Genomic DNA, 17,602 nt, shown 5'->3' on the forward strand with positions numbered 1-17,602 from the left:
GTGATGTTCCGGCCGTCACGGCAGCGGATACGGCTTGTTGTTGACCAGCACCACGCCCTGCAGCAGGAGGGTCGCGGCCCGGATGCCGACGTTGGCGACGGAGTTGACCTGGACGGTCCCGCCCGCGCTGACCGTCGCGGCGCCGAGCGCCTTGAGGCTGAGCGCGCCCATCGCATCCACGTTGACCGCGCCGCCGAGCGATTTGAGGTTGACCAGGCCGCGGCCCTGGATGGTGAGGGGTCCGCCGCTCTTGATGGTCAGGGCCCGGCGGGCGCTCAGCGTGAGGTCGGTACCGGCCTCGATCGACACCGAGCGGGAGCCCGTGATGCTGACGGACCCCTTGCTGTCCACGGTGATCTCGGTCTTGGTGCGGTCGAGGTTGATGGTGAGCCGGTCGTTGCCGGTGGCGATCCGTACGCCTTGCTTACGAGCCCCGGTCTGCTGGCTCAGCAGGTCGACGCGGTTGCCCTGCCGGTCGGACAGGGTGTGCCGGATCGCCTGCTTCTTCAGCCCGTCGTGCAGCGGCACGTCCTTGACGACGGTCGGCTGGTCGCGGCCGTTGTAGAGGCCGCCGATGACGAAGGGATGGTCCAGGGCGCCACGGTCGAAGGCGACGAGTACCTCGTCGCCGACGTCCAGCGGAAAAAGCCCGCCGCCGCCCTTGCCGCCCAGCTGGACCGTACGCGTCCAGTCGCTGACGTACGTGTCGTCCAGCCAGGGGAACTGGAGCTTCACCCGGCCCTGCTTGAGCGGGTCCTGTACGTCGGTGACCAGGGCGTTCGCCACGCTCGGCAGCCGGGGCGCGGTGGCCGCCGCGCCGCCGGACGTGAGACCGAAGAGGGAGCGCCACTGCCGGCCGCTGACGGTCACCCACGTCACGTACTCGCTGTCGTCACCGAAGACGTGCCGCGCCGAGGTGACGGTGTACTTGCCCTCGAACGGGGCGCCCACATCCCTGAGCGTGACCGGCACACCGGGGCGCAGCTTGGGGTTGCCGCGGACCGTGACCTCCAGTTCGGCGAAGGAGGAGGTGATGTCGTCGGCGAGGGCCTGGGCGGCGAAGCGGACCTCGGACTGGCGGTCGTAAGGGGTGTCGGTCTCGACCAGTTTGGCGGCCTTGAAGCGTGCCCCCGCCTTCTTGGGGGTGGTGCCGATGGCGACGGCCGCGTTGGCCGTGGCGGGCGCGAGGGCCGTGAGCTTCCGTTTCGTGGTGACGTCCCAGCCGCGGGATTCGACCTTGCCGACCTGGTCGGCGGCGGTGACCGCGGCCCGGCAGCGCAGCACGTCCTGCCCCGCGTGCAGCACGAACGGACTCTTCTGGCCGTCGGTGCTCGCCGGGGGCGCGCCGGACGCCGGGTCGGGCCGGACGAACTGGAACATGCCCTTGCCGTCGAGCGACATCACCATCTCGTTCTCGTCGGCGAGCCGGGCCAGGAAGTCCCAGTCCGTCACATTGGCCTGGCTGATGAACTCGTAGACCGTCTTCGTGGCCTGCACCTTGCCGACCGGAATACCGCTCATGCCGGCCAGCCTCCGGGCGATGTCGGAGGCGGTCTGGTTGCGGTACGCGGCGACCCGGCGCTGCCGCATCAGCCGGTGCCCGGGGTCGTAGCCGCGGACGACGGTGAAGGTGCCGGTGCCGTCGTAGTCGGTCTCCATGCCGGTGACCTCACCGGTGAGCAGCGGGGAGCCGGCGCCCTGCCCGGCGGAGACGGGGGCCAGGACGACCTTGGTGCCGAACTGGATCTTCAGTTTGCCCAGAAGCAGCCCGTGCGGATCCCGGAAGGTGAGCCGGAAGGCGCCGGGCACCCCGGCCCCGAGGTCGACCCAGGCGCCGACGAGGTCGTTGGCGAACTCGTCGGGGAGTTTGGCACCGTCCAGGGTGAGGTGGATGACGTTGGAGAAGGAAGCCTGAACCATCAGAAGCCTCCGACCTCTTCGGCGGCGGGGAGCACCAGCTCCGCGCCGGTCCGCAGCCGCGACGGGTCGTCGATGGCGTTGGCCTCGGCGATCGCCCGCCAGGCGGTGGCGTCGCCGTACTCCCGCCAGGCCAGCGACTGAAGCGAGTCGCCCGCGACGACGCGGTGCACGCGCTGCGCGGTGAGCGCGCCCGACGTCGGGTTCTGCCCCTTGGTCTTGCTGGGGATCTCGTGCAGGTTCACCTGGCAGGTGGCCCGGATCGGCACGCCGGTCGTCCCGAAGAGGGAGTAGGTGGCGTCCACGGAGGAGACGTACGCGGTGAAGCGGGCGGTGGAGAACGCCCCCCACTGGAAGACCACCCAGGGCGTGGACGGCTGCTTGGCGGCGATGCTCTTCGTGGTCACCTCGCAGCAGGAGAAGAGGGCCTCGACCTTCTTCAGGACCGAGTTTCCGCTCGGGTCGTCCGAGGAGTCGAGGAAGATCTCCACCGTCATCTCCCGGGGCTCCGGCCCCATGAACTCGGGCAGGGCGCCGTCGCGCACGGCGGCGGTGGGGGTCGTCTTCCATCGTGCGCGACGGCTCAGCGCGAGCTGAGAGGGGTTGAAGTCGAAACTGAAGTTCTTGATGAGACCGCCGGGTGTGGTGCTGTGCCCGATCGGCGGCTCGTGGATGGCCAGCGTGGCCCGTACGAGACTCTTGCCCGCGCCACCCTTGCCGCCCTTGCCTGCCCTGCCTGCCATGTGCCGCGACCCCTCAGTCCGTGAACCCGTGGTGCGTGATCTCCAGGACCTCGGTGGCGACCCCGGGGTTGGCCGGGTCCAGGGATGGCCCTTGCCAGTTGACGGGCAGCACGTCGATGAGGCCCCAGCGGGCCACCTCGGACCCGTCCGCGCGCAGGGCGGCGATCTGGGCGGTCGGCCGGGTGACCCCGGTGGTGACGGAGGAGATCCAGGCCGCGACCTTGGCGGTGTCCGGGGTGAGGGGCCGGGTCAGCCGGATGGTGGAGAAGGTCACCCGGGACGGAAGCTGCCAGACGAACCCGTTGTTGCCGCCCTCTTGGTGCTGCTCGATCTCCACGGAGGAGGCGAGCCCCTCGCACCCGTTGAAGAATCCGAGGCTTTCGCCGTCGATGGTGAGGGTGAAGAAGATGGTGGATCCCGGGTCGAGATCGCTGGGCATCGGGTGCGCCTTTCTGGGGACGGTGGGTGGGGGTGGGGGCGTTGGGGGGCTCTAGTTGCGGGGGTCGCGGAGCCTGCCAATCCGCTCCCGGTCGAGCCGGAGCTCGGTCCGCAACAGCCGGGTCAGCGGCCCGATGAGCCTGTGGGTCAGCTCGTCGACCTGGGCGCCGGTGAGGGCGCGGGCGTCGAAGTCGACGGGGGTGTAGGCGGGCGGGGGTTCGTCGGTGGTGGGGGTGGGGGTGGGGGTGGGAGGGGAGTACGGAGGTGGGGGCTCCGCGTGGGGGGTGCGCTGGACGGTGGGGGGTGCGGCGGCGGTCGGCGAGATGGGCTGGGGTGCGGGCGGGGCTTTCACGGCACGCTGCACCGCGGGCGCGGCGCCGGGAGCAGGTACGGGTGCGGTTGCGGGTGCGGTAGTGAACGTCGGGGGCGTCAGGCTCACCGCCGGTCCAGGCTTGGCCCCTGGAGCTTGTACGGGCGTGGGCGCGAGCCCCACCGGCGGCGGAGATGTGGTGGCCGCGGCCGTACTCGCCTGGCCTGGCACGGCAGCCACTGCGCGCTGCGCCGAAGCCGCGTCCGCGACACTCCCATGCCCGGCCACCGGGGCGGACGGGACCGGACGACCGGACGGGACCGGGGGCGTCAGGCGCACGGTCGGCCGAGCCTCCGGCCCAAGCACGGGCCCTGCGGCCTGCACGGGCATCGGCCCGCCCGGCGCCGGACGGCCGGACGGCATCGGGGCCGCGAGCCCCGGCCTCGGCGAGGACGTGTTGATGGCGCCGACGCGCGGCTGGGTGGTCGGGACAGCTGCTGCGCGCTGTACCGAAGCCGCGTCCGCGACGCTCCCATGCTCGGCCGCCGGAGCGGGCGGCAGCGGACGACCGGACGGAACCGGGGGCGTCAGGCGCACGCTCGGCCGAGCCTCCGGCCCAAGCACGGGCCCTAGGGCCTTCACGGGCATCGGCCCGCCCGAGGCCGGACCGCCGGACGGCATCGGGGCCGCGAGCCCCGACCTCGGCGAGGACGTGTTGATGGCGCCGACGCGCGGCTGGGTGGTCGGGACAGCTGCTGCGCGCTGTACCGAAGCCGCGTCCGCGACGCTCCGGTGCTCGGCCGCCGGAGCGGGCGGGACCGGACGACCGGACGGGACCGGGGGCGTCAGGCGCACGGTCGGCCGATGCCCTGGAGCCTGCGTGGGCCCGCCCGGCGCCGGACGGCCGGACGGGAGAGGGGGCGCAAGCCCCGGCCTCGGCGGAGTCGTGTTGGCGGCGGCAGCGGGCGGCTGGGCGGGCGCGGCCGCAACAGCACGCTGTACCACCGGCGCTGGAGCAGTGACCGGCGCAGGGCGGACGGGCGGGATCGGGCCCGTCTGCGGGGCGGTGGCGGGAACGGGCGCCACGTCAGCGGCATGCTGCACCATGGGCGCAGGTCCGGACCCCGAAGACGGGTCCCCGGCGCCCGATTGCCCGGCTGCCGAAGCCTGTGGGGGCGCACTAATGAGCGGGGCCGGGCTGCCCTCGGCAGCGGCGAGTGCCTGGCCGGGCGCCGCGCTGCGGCTGACCGCGGCGCGCTGCACCACCGGTGCGGCCGCGTCGCCGCGGCCGGACTGGATCGGTGACGTGGAGCCGGCCGCATTCGTCACCGCGGGGGAGACACGCTGCACGTTCGACGCACGACGCCAGGGTGCGGCCGGGTCGGTGCCGCCGTCGCGGCCGGAGGCCGGTGGGTGCACGGGCACGGCTGCCGTGGCCCGAGGCCCGCCCGGATCGGCGTCACTGGTCGCCGTACGGCGAGGTACGGAGCCGTTTCCGGCAGTCGGTGACGGCTCATCGCCAACGAGCCGCCGCGCCACAGGGGCGCCGAGACCAGGCCGCGGCCGCGCGGTCGGGGCGGCGAGCCGCTGTACGCCCTGGGCAGCGGCGCGGGAGGGGCCGTCGGCTCCCGCAGTCGGTGACGCGTCGGACTGCGGGGCGGGAGAGGCGACCCCAGGTCGGGAGGGGGCAGGCGCCTCCTCCGAGCGAGGCGCGTCGGGCGTGTTCGTGCCGGTGACGCGCCCTGCTGAGGGGACGGCGGACGCCACGGCGGGGCGGCGCTGCACGGGCGGTACGGCCGGTGTCGGGCGGGGTGCCGGCGCCACCGACCGGGCCCGTCGGTGCTCCACGGACGGCGTGGCCTCCCCCGGTCGAGGCGACTCGGGCAGCGGCGAGTCAGCAGCGAACGTCGCGGGCCGGGACTCCCCCGGCCCAGACGACTCCGGAACCGGCCCAACCGCCGCTCCCGACCGACGCTGCACCGACGGCACGCCCAGGGCAGGACGATGCGGCTCGGGCGCGGGACCCGCCGGCGCTCCTGAAGCGGTCGATCGGCGCCGCACGGACGGCGCGGCCTCCGTCGACACCGGGCGCACCGGCGTCACTGACCCGGCCGGTCGGCGCTGGACAGTCGGTACGACCGCCCCCGGGCGAGGCGATTCGGGCAGCGGCAAGCCAGCCACGAGCTTCGCGGGCCGGGACTCCCCCGGCTCAGACGACTCCGGAACCGGCCCAACCGCCGCTCCCGACGCGGCCGACCGACGCTGCACGGACGGCGGCTCGGGCACGGTCGAGGCTGCCGCGGAGCCCGCCGGACGGGCCTGTGCCGAGGGAACTCGGCGCAGCGGTACGGCCGTCGGGGTCGACTGGCGGGACCGGGCAGGGGTTGGCGGCGTGGACGGCAGCGCGGGGGTGAGCGCTCGGGCCGGGGCAAGGGCCCGTACCGGAGGGGGAAGGGGAAGCGGTCGCGGCTGGGAGGGCCCCTCGGAGCCCGGGCCCACGGCGGCGCGCTGGACAGGCGGTACCGCTTCGGCCGGGGTCTGCGGTGCCGCCGGGGGGCCGCCCGCGAGCGGCCTCGCGTCCGTCGGCACGGCGGTCAAGGGCGCGCCGAGCAGGGGCCGTTGACGTGCCGCTCCCGTCGCCGACGCGGGCCTCGCTTCCTCGGGTGCCGGGGCACCCGCGCCCGTCGCCGACGCAGGCGTCGCCTCCCGGGCTGCGGGGGCACCCGGGCCCGTCACCGCTCCCTTCACCAATCCCGGCCCCGACGTGGAGCTCGCCCCGTCCCGCGCCGGGGCACCCGACCCCACGCCGGAGCCGCTCCGCCGTACCGGCGCCAGACCCGCCGCAGCCGGCAGCGTGCGGCGCTGCACAGCGGGGGCGGCCGAGCGGTGGGACTCAGGCGACAGCGGGGTGACCGTGACGCCCGGCGGGGTCCACGCCCGTACGGGTGGCGTGCCGTCCGCGTCGTCCTCCGCCGCCACCGGCAGGGAGAGCGACGGCAGTTCGAGACCGGAGGCGGGCGACGACGCCGCGGTGAGGACGCCGTGGACCAGCCCGCCCGGCGCCCCGTCGAGCACCGCGTGCGACAGCGGGCCGGCGAAGGCCGGACTCTGCCAGGTCGTGAGCCGGGCGCCGAACCCGGCGTCGGCGACCGGGCCCGCCGACGCGGCGGTCACGCGCTGGATCGGGGGCAGCGCGTACCAGCCGCCGGGCCGGGCCACATCCGGTCCGACGCCTGCACCGGGACGGGGGTCCGCACCCGCCCCCGTACCGGACGGAGCCGAGCCCGCCGCCCGTCGACGTCGCCCACCGTCCCTGAACCTGCTGAGGAGTCCCACGCCCTACCCCTTCGCCGAGGCGCGCGTGACGAGTCCCGCGATCTGTTCGGTGTACCGGCGGCGGTCGCGGTGTTCGAGGTTCAGGATCTCCTCCTGGCTCCAGTGGAAGTGGTAGGCGATGTACGCGATCTCCTCGTGGAGACGGTCGGTCGCGTACGTCACGATTCCCCCAGGCGGCTCCCGCCGAGTTCGACCTCGAACGGTTGCTCGCAGTGGGGGCAGGTGACAGCCGCCCTGGTGTGGCCCTCGGCGTTGATCTGGCGGTAGAAGTCCTGGAGGAACGCCAGGTCGGAGGCGAACATGTTCTCCACCACCCCGTCGTGCACCAGCGGCAGGGTGCCGAGCCGGGTGATCACCCGGCCGAGCAGGACCACCGACAGGTAGGCCGGGTTCTCCTGCACGCGCATGTCGCGCAGCGGCACCAGCTCGTCCCGGGCGGTGGCGAGGCGCATGACTCCGTGGCGGTGCACGGTGCCGGACTCGTCGACGTAGCCGCGTGGCAGCTCGAAGGCGAACTCCGTGAGCAGCCGCTCGGCCGCCGGGGCGGGAGCCGGGGCGGCGGTCTGCCGCTCCGGCTCCGTCCCGGTCTCGGGCGGGCCGTCCGCGAGCGCCGCGGCCGGACCCAAGCCCGCGCCCGCACCCGCCCTGGGAGCAGTACGCCGCATTACTCGATGACCAGTTCTTCGAACGTGATGGTCACGGTCTCGGTGAGCGCGGACGCCTCGCCGGCCTTCACCGTGCTGGTGTCGATCTTGCTGCACCAGGCGTTGCGCATGTTGTACCGCTTGACCGGATTGTTCTGATAGTCCATCACCATGATGGTGGCGTTCTTCCGCGCCGTGGACATCGCGCCGTTCACCGACTCGGTGATCCACTGGTTGAAGGCCGCCGACTGCGTCATACCGCGCACGACGGTGCACGTGCCGGCCTTCTTCACACCGGGCAGCTTCTTCGTCACGGGCTTGCCCTGCGCGGAGACCTGCTGGTACTCGATGACGTCCTGTTCGAGGCTGAGGCCGCTGACCTCGGCGAGGTACTCGACCATCACGCCGTCGATCTGGAGGCCGAAATTATGTGAGGTGAGGGCGTCACCCGGCTGGAGACTCATCTGTTCTCTGTCCTTCTAGGGCTTGTGGCTTGACTCGTACGGCGGGGTCGAGACCGGAGGACTACTCCTCCAGCTCGCCGTTGCCGCTGGAGAACTGCGCCAGTCGGAAGATCACGAACTCGGCGGGCTTGACCGGGGCGATGCCGATCTCGCAGATGACCCGCCCGAGGTCGACCGACTCCTGCGGGTTGGTCTCCTCGTCACACTTGACGTAGTACGCCTCTTCCGGCCGGGCGCCGAAGAGGGCGCCGTTGCGCCACTCGTTGACCAGGAAGGCCGAGACGTTGCGGCGGATCCGGGCCCACAGCGCGTGGTCGTTCGGCTCGAACACCACCCACTGGGTGCCGATCAGGATCGACTCCTCCAGGTAGTTGAAGTACCGCCGCACGTTCAGGTAGCGCCAGGCTGGGTCGGAGGAGAGGGTGCGCGCCCCCCAGACACGGATGCCGCGGCCCGGGAAGGCCCGGATGCAGTTGACCCCGATGGGGTTGAGCAGGTCCTGCTCGCCGCGGGTGATCTGCATCTCCAGGTCCACCGCGCCGCGGACGACCTCGTTCGCGGGCGCCTTGTGCACGCCCCGCTCGGAGTCGTTGCGGGCCCAGATACCGGCGATGTGGCCGCTCGGCGGGATCGTCCGGGTCTGGCCGGTGGCCGGGTCGAAGGCCTTGATCCAGGGGTAGTAGAGGGCGGCGTACTTGGAGTCGTAGCCGGCGGTCTCCTGGCGCCAGACCCGGATCTGGCGGGCGTTCAGGCCGGGCGGCGGGTCGATGACGGCGACCCGGTCGCCCATCAGTTCGCAGTGGGCGATCAGTCCGAGCTGGACCGCCTTCACGGCCTCCAGGTCGATCGCGCCACGCTGGTAGGCGGCCATCAGGTCGGGCACGGCGACCATCGACACCTCGTCGACCGCCTCCAGGCCGCCGAAGCCTGTGCGGTCGGCCGAGTCGCCGAGGTACTCGGCGGGGCCCGGGTGCGCGACGGCCCCGCCAGAGGGGACGGCGGGGGCGGCCGTGGCGGGGGCCGGGGCCACCAGCGCCACGGTCTGGTTGTCGGGCCGGGCGAGCTGCGCGGCGGGCGCCGCCTCCTGGACGGCGATGAGCCGGGAGCGCTCCTTGACCTGCGTGACGACGTAGTTGCGCCCGCTCTTCTTCGCTGTCACATCGAAGGTCTCGGCGACCGTGTCGCCGTCCTTGACGATCAGCTTGAACCGTTCGGCCGGGCCGTCGCCCTCCGGGTCGGCGACCTCGACGCTCAGCGAGCCGGGGGCGATGGCGCTGACGGTGAAGGTGCCGAGCTGCCGGGGCTCCCCCGGCGGCAGGGCGGCCGGGGCCGCGGAGCCGGTCACCTGGGCGCCGTTCGCGGCGGCCGGGGCGCCGTCGGACGCTCCCCCGGGTGCGCCACCGACGCGTACGACATAGGCGGCCGTGCCGCCGTTGTTGAAGAAGCCGTAGACGCTGTGCGCGAGGTAGTACCCGTCGGTGAAGTCACCGAAGGCCGCGACGTACTGGGTCCAGTTGGTCACCAGCGTCGGTTCGTTCAGCGGACCGGAGGGCGCGAGCCCCACGAAGGCCGCCACCGAGGTTCCCACCCCTTCGATGGGGCGTGAGCCACTGGCCACCTCCTCGACGTATACGCCGGGCGACAGGTAGGACGGCATGCTCTGCTCTCCTCGGGTACGCGACAGGACGGCTTCCACCCTCACGCGCGCGGCGTGTCACCGGAAACGTCCTGCGGTACCTGCTCGGGGGCACCGCCGTTGCCCGCAGGGGCAGTTCACCGCGCCTCCGGCGCACCCGCGGGACCTCACCACCCGCGAGCCTGCCCCCGGGACTGCCCTCAAGGCTCTCCCGAGGGCCGCCGCCAACGGGTAACGCTGGGATGCCAACGAGCGAGGAGAGCATCGTGCGCGCACACGACCAGCGGGCCGGCCAGGCCGGTGACCGGGACAGGACCCGCCCGAAGGCGCCGTTGACCACACCCGCGCTCCAGCTCCTGGCGCTCCAGCGCGCGGCGGGCAACGCGGCCGTGGCCAGGGCCGTCGCCGAGGAGCGTCATGAGCACGGCGCGAACTGCGGGCACGGCCCCGGAGTCCAGGACTCCGCGGTGCAGGGTTCCGCGGTCCAGCGTTCGGCCGTGCACGAGGTACTGCGTTCCCCGGGCCGCCCGCTGGACGGGCCGCTGAAGAGCGAGATGGAGGCGCGGTTCGGCGGCGACGACTTCAGCGGCGTACGTGTCCACACCGACGCGGTCGCGCAGCGGTCCGCGACGGAGATCGGCGCCAAGGCGTACACCTCGGGCTCGCACGTGGTCTGGGACGGCCAGGACAAGCACACCCTCGCCCACGAGCTGGACCACTACCGCCAGCAGAGCCAGGGCGCCGTCCCCGGCACCGACAACGGCTCGGGCCTGAAGATCTCCGACCCGTCCGACTGGGCGGAGCAGCAGGCGGAGGAGACGGCCCGGCGGGTGATGAGCGGGGCGCCGCCGGTGCAGCGCGCCCGTGCCACCGCCGAGGACCGAGGGGGCGGCGGCAGGGCGGCGGAGGCGGGCGGGCACGCTCCCGTGCAGCGCGCGCTGGACACGGAAGTGATCAACAGCGCCCGGGAGGCGCTCGGCATCACCGGGACCGTGAAGATCGTGGAGGTGCCGGAGGGCGTCCGGGCGGACACCCCCTTCGCCGACTACCCGTCGGGGCACTGCGTCGGCCTGACCGCCCAGGACGGTCAGCTGAGCATCCACGCCCTGAACGGCGGCGATCCGGCGCAGCCCGCCGCCGAGGCGGTCAGGAACGCCGGCGGCGGCGGATACTTCCCCGAGCACGGCATCATCGCCACGAACAGCAATCCGTCCCCCGGCTTCACCGTCGCGCAGACCATCCAGCACGAGATGGGCCATCTCCAGCAGCACGAGGCCGGGTTCAACGTCGACATGTCCGGCGGCAGGCGGGCGCTGGTCGAGTACCACAACGTGCTGGTGAACGAGAACCGTCTCACGGGCGAGATGCGCAGTTTCTACACCACCGAGGACAACACCACGCCCTCCTCGATCAGGGCGGCGGCCACGGCGCAGGGGATCAACCTGGGCAATCCCTGGAAGGCACTCAACGACTATCTCGCCCAGCAGGGCGTCGACCCCGACGGCTCGCAGAAGCGGCTGCTGGACGCGATCGTCGAGGAGCTCAAGGACGAGAAGTACGACGCGATCGAGGGCAAGGGGATGGCGAAGGCACCGATGCGCGAGAAGATCAAGACACGGGTCGGCAGGATGTACTTCAACAAGCTGCTCGCCCCGCCGCCTGCCGGCACCGCCTAAGCGTTCCCGCCCCTTCCCCGCGGCTTCCGCCGCGAAGAGGGGCACCTGCGCGAAGACGGGGCATGGCACGCTGCCCCTGCGGGCAGCGACCGTACCCCTGCGGCTCCTGCCCCGGCGCCCGCCCCGCGGCTAGCGTCCGAACGTGAGCCTTTGGACTTCTCTGGAACCCGCGTCGGCCACGGTGGACCCCGGCGGCACGACGACCGTACGACTGCGGTTACGCAACACCGGGGACGTCGTCGACGAGTACCGCTTCGAACCCGTCGGCGACATCGCCCCCTGGACGGCGGTGGAGCCGCAGACCCTGCGCCTCTACCCCGGCACCACGGGCACGGTGGAGCTGACGTTCTCGCCGCCGCGCTCCCCCGACGCCGCGGCCGGACCGCATCCGTACGCCGTACGCATCACGCCCACCGAACACCCGGAGGCCACGACCGTCCCCGAGGGCAACCTGACGGTCACGCCGTTCACGGAGGTACGGGCCGAGCTCGTGCCGCCCACCGTGAAGGGGCGGCTGCGGGGGCGGCCGAAGCTGGCGATCGACAACGTCGGCAACACGAAGCTGACGGCGTCGGTCAGCGGCAGCGACAACGGCGACCACCTCTCCTACGAGATCCACCCCTCCAGCGTCCAGATCGAACCCGGCCGCGCCGCGTTCGTGAACACGACGCTCAAGCCCCGCGAGATCATCTGGTTCGGCTCGAAACAGCAGCGGCCGTACACCCTGGCCGTACAGCGGTCCGGAGTGACACCGCTCGACGTCGAAGGCACCTACGTCCAACGCGGGTTCCTCCCCGGCTGGCTCGCCACCTTCCTCGGCGTCCTCCTGGCACTCGCCATCACCTTCGTGATGCTCTGGATCGCCTACAAGCCCCAAGTCCGCAGTGCCGCGCTGGAGAAGCCGGTGGAGGCCGGTGCCTCCGCGCTGCCGAGCCCCACCCCGTCGGCCCCGGCCGCGAGCTCTCCGGCGGCGAAGGACCCCGCCCCGCCGGAACCCCCGGAGGAAGACCCCCCGCCGCCGAGCCAGGACACGGGCGGCGGCGAACCGGACTCGGATGGTTCGGCATCCGGTGGCGGGACGACCGGTGGCGGTTCGGGCGGCGCGCCCCAGAAGCCCGAGCAGCCGGCCGCGGTCGGCTCCATGATCATCGGTCAGGGCTCGAACCGCTGCATCGACGTGCCGGACGCACAGGACGGCGTCGGCCGCGACGGCACCAAGCTCCACCTCTGGGACTGCAGGGGCACCGCCAACCAGAAGTGGGACTTCCGGGGCGACGGCACGGTCCGCTCGCTCGGCCTGTGCATGGACGTCGCGAACGGTTCCCGCGACAACGGCGCCGCCATCCAGCTGGCCCGGTGCAGCGGCAACCCGGCCCAGCAGTTCGTGCTGAGCGGCGCCGGCGACCTGGTGAACCCGCAGGCGAACAAGTGCGTGGACGCCGACAACCACGGCACCGCCAACTGGACGAAGCTCCTGCTGTGGACGTGCGCGGGGACCCCGAACCAGAAGTGGCGCGTGGAGTGACTTCCGCGCGTCAGTCCCTCTTCCACGGCCGGAGCTTCTCCGGGTTGAGCACGGCCCAGATCCGTCGGATCCTGCCGTCCGCGATGTCGAACGCGTACACCGACAGCACGGCGCCGTCCACGTGGGCTGCCAGACCCGGCTGACCGTTGACCGTGCACTCCTGGACCGCCAGCCGACCCGGAAGGGTCCGGTCGGCGAAGAAGCGGGCGATCTGCCCGGCGCCCTCGATCGGGTGGAGCGACGCCGTGACGAGTCCGCCACCGTCCCCGACGGCGGTGGCGTCGGGGTCGAGCAGGCCGAGGAGGGCGTTGATGTCCTTGGTCTGCCACGCCAGCTTGAACTCCCTGACGACACTGGCCTGCTGGGCCGTCGGCGACGAGGGAGCCCGCGAGGCGTCGACGCGGCGGCGGGCCGAGGTCGCCAGCTGGCGGCAGGCCGCCGGGGTGCGGCCGACGATGTCGGCCACTTCGGAGAAGGGGTAGCGGAAGACGTCGTGGAGGACGAACGCCACGCGCTCCGCCGGGGTCATCGCCTCCAGCACGACGAGGAAGGCCATACTGACCGACTCGTCGAGCGTGACGCGATCGGCCGGATCGGCCGTGCTGTCGTCCATCGCGCCGGCGGGCCAATCGGTGCGCGCGGGCAGCGGCTCGGGGACCCATTCCCCCACGTAACGCTCCCGCCGCACCCTTGCCGAGCGAAGTACGTCGAGGCAGATACGGCCGGCGACCTTGGTCAGCCACCCCTCGGGGGACGCCACCGCCTCCTGCTGCCGCTGGGACATCGCGTACCAGCGGGCGTACGTATCCTGAACGACGTCCTCGGCCTCGGTCAGGGAGCCCAGCATCCGGTAGGCGAGGTTGATCAGCCGGCGGCGTTCACCCGTGAGCGCGCTTGCCATCGGGGTGAGTCGGCCGTCCTGCGGCGCGGTCGAACTGGGCGTCATGTCTTGAGGCTCCCTCGGTCAGATCTTCCCTCACCTCTATGACGAGGCAGCGCCCCTGAATGTGAGATCGGCGCCCCGCCTCACACTTCGCCGGGCCGTCTCGTCGTACCCATCGGCACACCACAACCGAAGGAGTACGCGATGACCACCCACGAGTCCGAGATCCGGGCGCTTCTGGCGAGCCGCGCCGACGCCCAGCAGACCAAGGACATCGACCGGCTCATGTCGTTCTACGCCGCCGACGCCGTCTACTACGACGTCGTCCCCCCGCTGCGGTTCACGGGAACCGACGAGATCCGGCGCAACTTCCTGCGCTGGTTCGACGGATACCTCGGCCCCATCAGCCTGGAGACGCACGACCTCACCCTCGCGACCAGCGGGGACATCGCGTTCGCGCACATGCTCCATCTGGACTCGGGAGAGCGCAAAGGCGGGCTCCAGGCCTCGATATGGGTACGGGAGAGCGTCTGCCTCCAGCGGTCGAACGGCACATGGTCGATCACCCACGAGCACATCTCGATCCCGATCAACCCGGCGACCATGACGGTCTGGTTCCCGTCCGACAAGGACGACCTCGCCTGACCCTCAATCGACCTCGGACAGAACACCACCCGTGGAATTCACAGTTAAGGAGCATCCACCATGTTCATGAGGTTCGCCGCGGCAGCGCTCGCCACAGTTACGGTCGGGGTGTGGGCTGTTGGCAGCGCAAATGCCGGAACTCCGAAGAAGGGGGGCGTCGAGGTTCTCGAACTCAAGGTTCAGAACGATCAGTACACCGCTGTCGATCTCGGCCCCGCGGGGCCCAGCTTGGGTGATATGGACGTGTACTCCGGCACTGCCATCAAGGATGGGCACCGTGTCGGACGTGGAGGCGGATCCTGTCAGGTCATTCATGTGAAGGGCGAAGAACTCACGTCGCAGTGCCTGATCACGATGGAGGTCGAGCAGGGTTCTGTGACGATGCAGTCACTGTGGACGAAGGGAGCAGCCTCCCTCGACATGGCCATCACCGGCGGTACGGGCGTTTACCGTAACGCGCGGGGCATCGCCCGCTTCTGGGACATCGCGACGCCGAATGAGAGGGCGCGGCTCGAAATTCGGCGCTGAGAGCGCGACGTCATGCCGGGCGCGGGGGATGGGCAGGCTCGTTACCAGCCGCCCTCGCCCGGCACCAGGCGTCCCGCCTTGCGGTACTCGCGGCGGGCGCCCTCCAGCAGGTCGGCCGTGGTGACCGGTTCGCCGCGGCCGGCGGCGGCGTACGCCGCGGTGACGACGGCGCTGCGGATCGATCCCCCGGCCAGCTCGAAGTCGCGGGCGCACACCCCGGCGTCGGTGCCGTCCGCGCAGGGCACGCGTGTGAGAGCGTGCCGCCACAGGGCCAGCCGCTGCTCCGCGTCGGGGAACGGGAAGTCGATCACCAGATCAAGGCGCCGGGTGAACGCCTCGTCGATGTTGGCCCGCAGGTTGGTGGTGAGGACGGCGATGCCGTCGAAGGACTCCAGCCGCTGGAGGAGGTAGGCGCTCTCCATGTTGGCGTAGCGGTCGTGCGCGTCCTTGACCTCGGAGCGCTTACCGAAGACGGAGTCGGCCTCGTCGAAGAGGAGTACGGCGTCGGTCCGGTCGGCCTCCGTGAAGATCCGTTCCAGGTTCTTCTCGGTCTCGCCCACGTACTTGTCGACGACGGACGACAGCTGCACCACATAGAGGTCGAGGCCCAGTTCGGCGGCGACGACTTCGGCGGAGAGGGTCTTGCCGGTGCCGGACTCGCCGGCGAAGAGCCCCAGCACGCCGCGCCCCCGGCCGCCGCCGGCGCTGAGCCGCCAGTCTCCGAGGACCCGGTCGCGGTGGCGGGCGCGCAGGGCGAGTTCCCGGAGTTGGTCGCGGGGCCGCTCGGGCAGGACGAGGTCCTCCCAGCCGACGTCCGGCCGGATCCGGCGGGCGTGCCGCTCAAGGCCGGACGCGGACTGCCGACGTGCGGCCAGCCGGACATGGGTGGGGCTCAGCGGTCCGCCGTCGAACGCGGCGAGGTCCAGGGCGGCGCGCGCGGCCCGGGTGACACGGTCCGCGCCGAGGCGGTACGGGGCCACGGTGGCCGCCAGGTCGAACCCGGCACCCCTCGCCGCGTCGCCGAGGGCCGCCGCCCACGCCTCGGCGGCGCCCGCGGGCAGCCTTGGCGCGTCGAGGACCAGCGGGTCGCGGTCGCACCACTGGGGGTCGTACGGTCCGGTGCCGGTGAACAGCACCGGTACGTCGTCCGTGGCCAGCGCTCTGATCAGCGGCCCGGCCTCGTCCGGCAGCGGTGACACGACGAGCGCCTGGCCCCGCAGCCGGACCTCGCGCAGCAGCGCGGCGAACGGCTCGGAGCCGGTGTCGGAGCCGGGGCCAGGGACGGCGGGCGTGTAGTGCAGGGCGTCGAGACCGGCCGCGGCCAGCGCCGCCGCGGCCCAGGTGAGCCCGTCGCCCTCCCGGTGTTCGCGCAGGTGGACGGTGGCCGGACCGGCGGCCAGCCGGTCGGCGAGCCTGCGGGTGAACTCCTCGTCGTACGGGCCGCGGGGCGCCGCGAGCGGGCGTACGCGGCCGGCGAGCGCGGCGTCCGGGGTGTCGTCGCCGAGGAGATGGGCGACGAGCCGGTCGGGGACGCGCAAGGACCGGCTGAGGAAAGGCCGTTCGGGCTCCTCGACCTCGACCAGTCCGAGGGCGGACAGCGGCGCCGCCGGGTGGAAAAGGGCCCGCGCCTGGGGCTGGTGCGTGGGGAGGCCGCAGAGGTCGAGGGCGAGCCCGGTGGTGGCCCGTCGCCTGCTGACGTCGTCGTTGAGGTAGGCGTACAGCGGCTCGAAGTCCCGGTCGAGATCGGGCGCGAGGGCGATGAGCAGCAGCTCCGCCTCCAGCTCCCCGAGCCCGAGCCGCTCGCCGAGCCGCGCCAGCCGGTCCGACGCGGAGGTCTCGAGGGCGGGGCCGCGGGCGGCCTCCTGCGGACCGTGTTGCCGCCCGGCGGAGCCCAGTACGTGACGTACGGCCTCCGTGGACAGGTACAGGCCGCGCAGGGGGTCCGCGGCCGTGGGATCGTCGGCGCCGCGGAGCTCGACCAGCCGGGCGACCCGCTCGCGCAGCCGGGCCAGGCGGGCCAGGAGCGCGGCGGCCGGGTCCCGCTCCGGGTGGGGGGCGGGACGGTCCGGTGCGGATCCGGCCGGGTGGGCGGAGGCGTACGTCGTCATCGCCGCCGCGTCTCCCCGCTCGCGCGCCCGGTGTCCGAAGGGCTGGTGTCCGGGAGGACGGTGTCGGCGCCAGGGGTGTCGCCACCGGGCGCCGGCGGGCGGTGCCGCCGCTCCGGTGACCCTTCCAGGGTGCCGTCGATTCCGCGTACCCGCACCGCCGCGCCCTCGGTGACCGGCGGCCCTGCGTCGTACTCGGGGTACGCCGGGAAGGGTGCGGTCACCACCACGTCCAGGGACGGCTTGAGTTCGCCGCCGAGCGCGGACCAGATCTCGGCCAGCGACCGGGACTCGCTCAGGATCCCTGCGACGGTGAGGGGTACGGACAGCCCCAACGCACCCAGCGAGCCTGGGAGTTCCTCCGGGGGCAGGATCTCGCGGGGCAGCAGGGTCGCCAGCACCGCCGACAGCAGGCGATGTTCGTCCTGGGGCTGCTTCGTCCAGGCGGTGACGAGGTACGACAGCCGGAACCAGCGGGGTGGCTGGCGCCGTTTGAGGACCGCGCCGCGTTCGTCCCTGACCGGCACCGTGCCGCGCTGGCGGCGGGCGACGTCTTCGCGGATGTCGTACAAGTAGGCGTTGATGGCAGGGGCGTTGCGCCGGGCGGCCCAGTCGCGGGTGGGGGCCTCCAGGGAGACGTCGATGCCGGAACCGGCGAGTGCGCCGCCACCGAGCATCCTCTTGAGGACGTCGTCCACCTCATGGATCACAGAGTGCGCTCCCGCCTTGCCGTGTACGTACTGTCCCGCCTG

The 17,602-nt window shown here is 72.7% G+C and carries 15 protein-coding genes; 4 read left to right on the top strand and 11 right to left on the bottom strand.

The window, feature by feature from the left end:
• Positions 1-15: 15 nt before the first annotated feature.
• From ACZ7LT_RS27505 to ACZ7LT_RS27540, 8 genes are all read right to left on the bottom strand, one after another.
• On the bottom strand, positions 16-1,920 hold the full coding sequence (locus ACZ7LT_RS27505; protein ID WP_471238794.1) for a VgrG-related protein: 1,905 nt from the start codon (positions 1,918-1,920) through the stop codon (positions 16-18).
• Positions 1,920-2,660: a CIS tube protein gene (locus ACZ7LT_RS27510; RefSeq protein ID WP_471238795.1), complete on the bottom strand. Its 741-nt coding sequence runs from the start codon at positions 2,658-2,660 to the stop codon at positions 1,920-1,922. Before ACZ7LT_RS27510 ends, ACZ7LT_RS27505 begins: the two co-directional genes overlap by 1 nt.
• 13 nt (positions 2,661-2,673) lie before the next feature.
• Entirely contained in the window at positions 2,674-3,099 is a 426-nt protein-coding gene (locus ACZ7LT_RS27515; protein ID WP_451483652.1) for a phage tail protein, read from the bottom strand.
• Positions 3,100-3,150: 51 nt separating this feature from the next.
• Positions 3,151-3,450: a hypothetical protein gene (locus ACZ7LT_RS27520; protein ID WP_471238796.1), complete on the bottom strand. Its 300-nt coding sequence runs from the start codon at positions 3,448-3,450 to the stop codon at positions 3,151-3,153.
• A gap of 3,297 nt (positions 3,451-6,747) precedes the next feature.
• On the bottom strand, positions 6,748-6,906 hold the full coding sequence (locus ACZ7LT_RS27525; protein ID WP_471238797.1) for a DUF6760 family protein: 159 nt from the start codon (positions 6,904-6,906) through the stop codon (positions 6,748-6,750).
• Positions 6,903-7,409, bottom strand: coding sequence for a hypothetical protein (locus ACZ7LT_RS27530; protein WP_471238798.1), 507 nt, complete (start codon positions 7,407-7,409; stop codon positions 6,903-6,905). Before ACZ7LT_RS27530 ends, ACZ7LT_RS27525 begins: the two co-directional genes overlap by 4 nt.
• Entirely contained in the window at positions 7,409-7,852 is a 444-nt protein-coding gene (locus tag ACZ7LT_RS27535) for a phage tail protein (protein ID WP_019884204.1), read from the bottom strand. The genes ACZ7LT_RS27530 and ACZ7LT_RS27535 overlap by 1 nt, the downstream gene beginning before the upstream one ends.
• A gap of 61 nt (positions 7,853-7,913) precedes the next feature.
• On the bottom strand, positions 7,914-9,509 hold the full coding sequence (locus ACZ7LT_RS27540) for a phage tail sheath subtilisin-like domain-containing protein (RefSeq protein WP_471238799.1): 1,596 nt from the start codon (positions 9,507-9,509) through the stop codon (positions 7,914-7,916).
• Positions 9,510-9,754: 245 nt separating this feature from the next.
• Between ACZ7LT_RS27540 and ACZ7LT_RS27545 the strand changes: the two genes are divergently transcribed.
• Positions 9,755-11,164, top strand: a complete 1,410-nt coding sequence (locus ACZ7LT_RS27545; RefSeq protein WP_471238800.1) for an eCIS core domain-containing protein — start codon at positions 9,755-9,757, stop codon at positions 11,162-11,164.
• 142 nt (positions 11,165-11,306) lie between these two features.
• On the top strand, positions 11,307-12,689 hold the full coding sequence (locus ACZ7LT_RS27550; protein WP_471238801.1) for a ricin-type beta-trefoil lectin domain protein: 1,383 nt from the start codon (positions 11,307-11,309) through the stop codon (positions 12,687-12,689).
• A 10-nt stretch (positions 12,690-12,699) separates the two neighbouring features.
• On the opposite strand, the gene sigJ is transcribed toward ACZ7LT_RS27550, so the two are convergent.
• On the bottom strand, positions 12,700-13,635 hold the full coding sequence (gene sigJ / locus ACZ7LT_RS27555) for an RNA polymerase sigma factor SigJ (RefSeq protein WP_471238802.1): 936 nt from the start codon (positions 13,633-13,635) through the stop codon (positions 12,700-12,702).
• Positions 13,636-13,776: 141 nt separating this feature from the next.
• Between sigJ and ACZ7LT_RS27560 the strand changes: the two genes are divergently transcribed.
• Together ACZ7LT_RS27560 and ACZ7LT_RS27565 are read left to right on the top strand one after the other, a co-directional pair.
• Positions 13,777-14,217 carry a YybH family protein gene (locus tag ACZ7LT_RS27560; protein ID WP_471238803.1) on the top strand — a complete coding sequence of 147 codons (441 nt, stop codon included), beginning with the start codon at positions 13,777-13,779 and terminating at the stop codon, positions 14,215-14,217.
• Between the two features lie 60 nt (positions 14,218-14,277).
• Positions 14,278-14,745: an allene oxide cyclase barrel-like domain-containing protein gene (locus tag ACZ7LT_RS27565; RefSeq protein ID WP_471238804.1), complete on the top strand. Its 468-nt coding sequence runs from the start codon at positions 14,278-14,280 to the stop codon at positions 14,743-14,745.
• A gap of 41 nt (positions 14,746-14,786) precedes the next feature.
• On the opposite strand, the gene ACZ7LT_RS27570 is transcribed toward ACZ7LT_RS27565, so the two are convergent.
• Complete coding sequence (locus tag ACZ7LT_RS27570; RefSeq protein ID WP_471238805.1) at positions 14,787-16,853, bottom strand: ATP-binding protein; 2,067 nt, start codon at positions 16,851-16,853, stop codon at positions 14,787-14,789.
• Entirely contained in the window at positions 16,850-17,560 is a 711-nt protein-coding gene (locus tag ACZ7LT_RS27575; RefSeq protein ID WP_471238806.1) for a Pvc16 family protein, read from the bottom strand. Before ACZ7LT_RS27575 ends, ACZ7LT_RS27570 begins: the two co-directional genes overlap by 4 nt.
• Positions 17,561-17,602: the final 42 nt, after the last annotated feature.

This window comes from Streptomyces sp. NPDC039465, from assembly GCF_055639315.1.

Coding starts and splice junctions, on each gene's coding strand:
- ACZ7LT_RS27540 (WP_471238799.1), bottom strand. CDS start 9,509: ATGCCGTCCTACCTGTCGCCCGGCGTATACGTCGAGGAGGTGGCCAGT.
- ACZ7LT_RS27570 (WP_471238805.1), bottom strand. CDS start 16,853: ATGACGACGTACGCCTCCGCCCACCCGGCCGGATCCGCACCGGACCGT.
- ACZ7LT_RS27560 (WP_471238803.1), top strand. CDS start 13,777: ATGACCACCCACGAGTCCGAGATCCGGGCGCTTCTGGCGAGCCGCGCC.
- sigJ (WP_471238802.1), bottom strand. CDS start 13,635: ATGACGCCCAGTTCGACCGCGCCGCAGGACGGCCGACTCACCCCGATG.
- ACZ7LT_RS27510 (WP_471238795.1), bottom strand. CDS start 2,660: ATGGCAGGCAGGGCAGGCAAGGGCGGCAAGGGTGGCGCGGGCAAGAGT.
- ACZ7LT_RS27565 (WP_471238804.1), top strand. CDS start 14,278: ATGTTCATGAGGTTCGCCGCGGCAGCGCTCGCCACAGTTACGGTCGGG.
- ACZ7LT_RS27530 (WP_471238798.1), bottom strand. CDS start 7,409: ATGCGGCGTACTGCTCCCAGGGCGGGTGCGGGCGCGGGCTTGGGTCCG.
- ACZ7LT_RS27515 (WP_451483652.1), bottom strand. CDS start 3,099: ATGCCCAGCGATCTCGACCCGGGATCCACCATCTTCTTCACCCTCACC.
- ACZ7LT_RS27505 (WP_471238794.1), bottom strand. CDS start 1,920: ATGGTTCAGGCTTCCTTCTCCAACGTCATCCACCTCACCCTGGACGGT.
- ACZ7LT_RS27535 (WP_019884204.1), bottom strand. CDS start 7,852: ATGAGTCTCCAGCCGGGTGACGCCCTCACCTCACATAATTTCGGCCTC.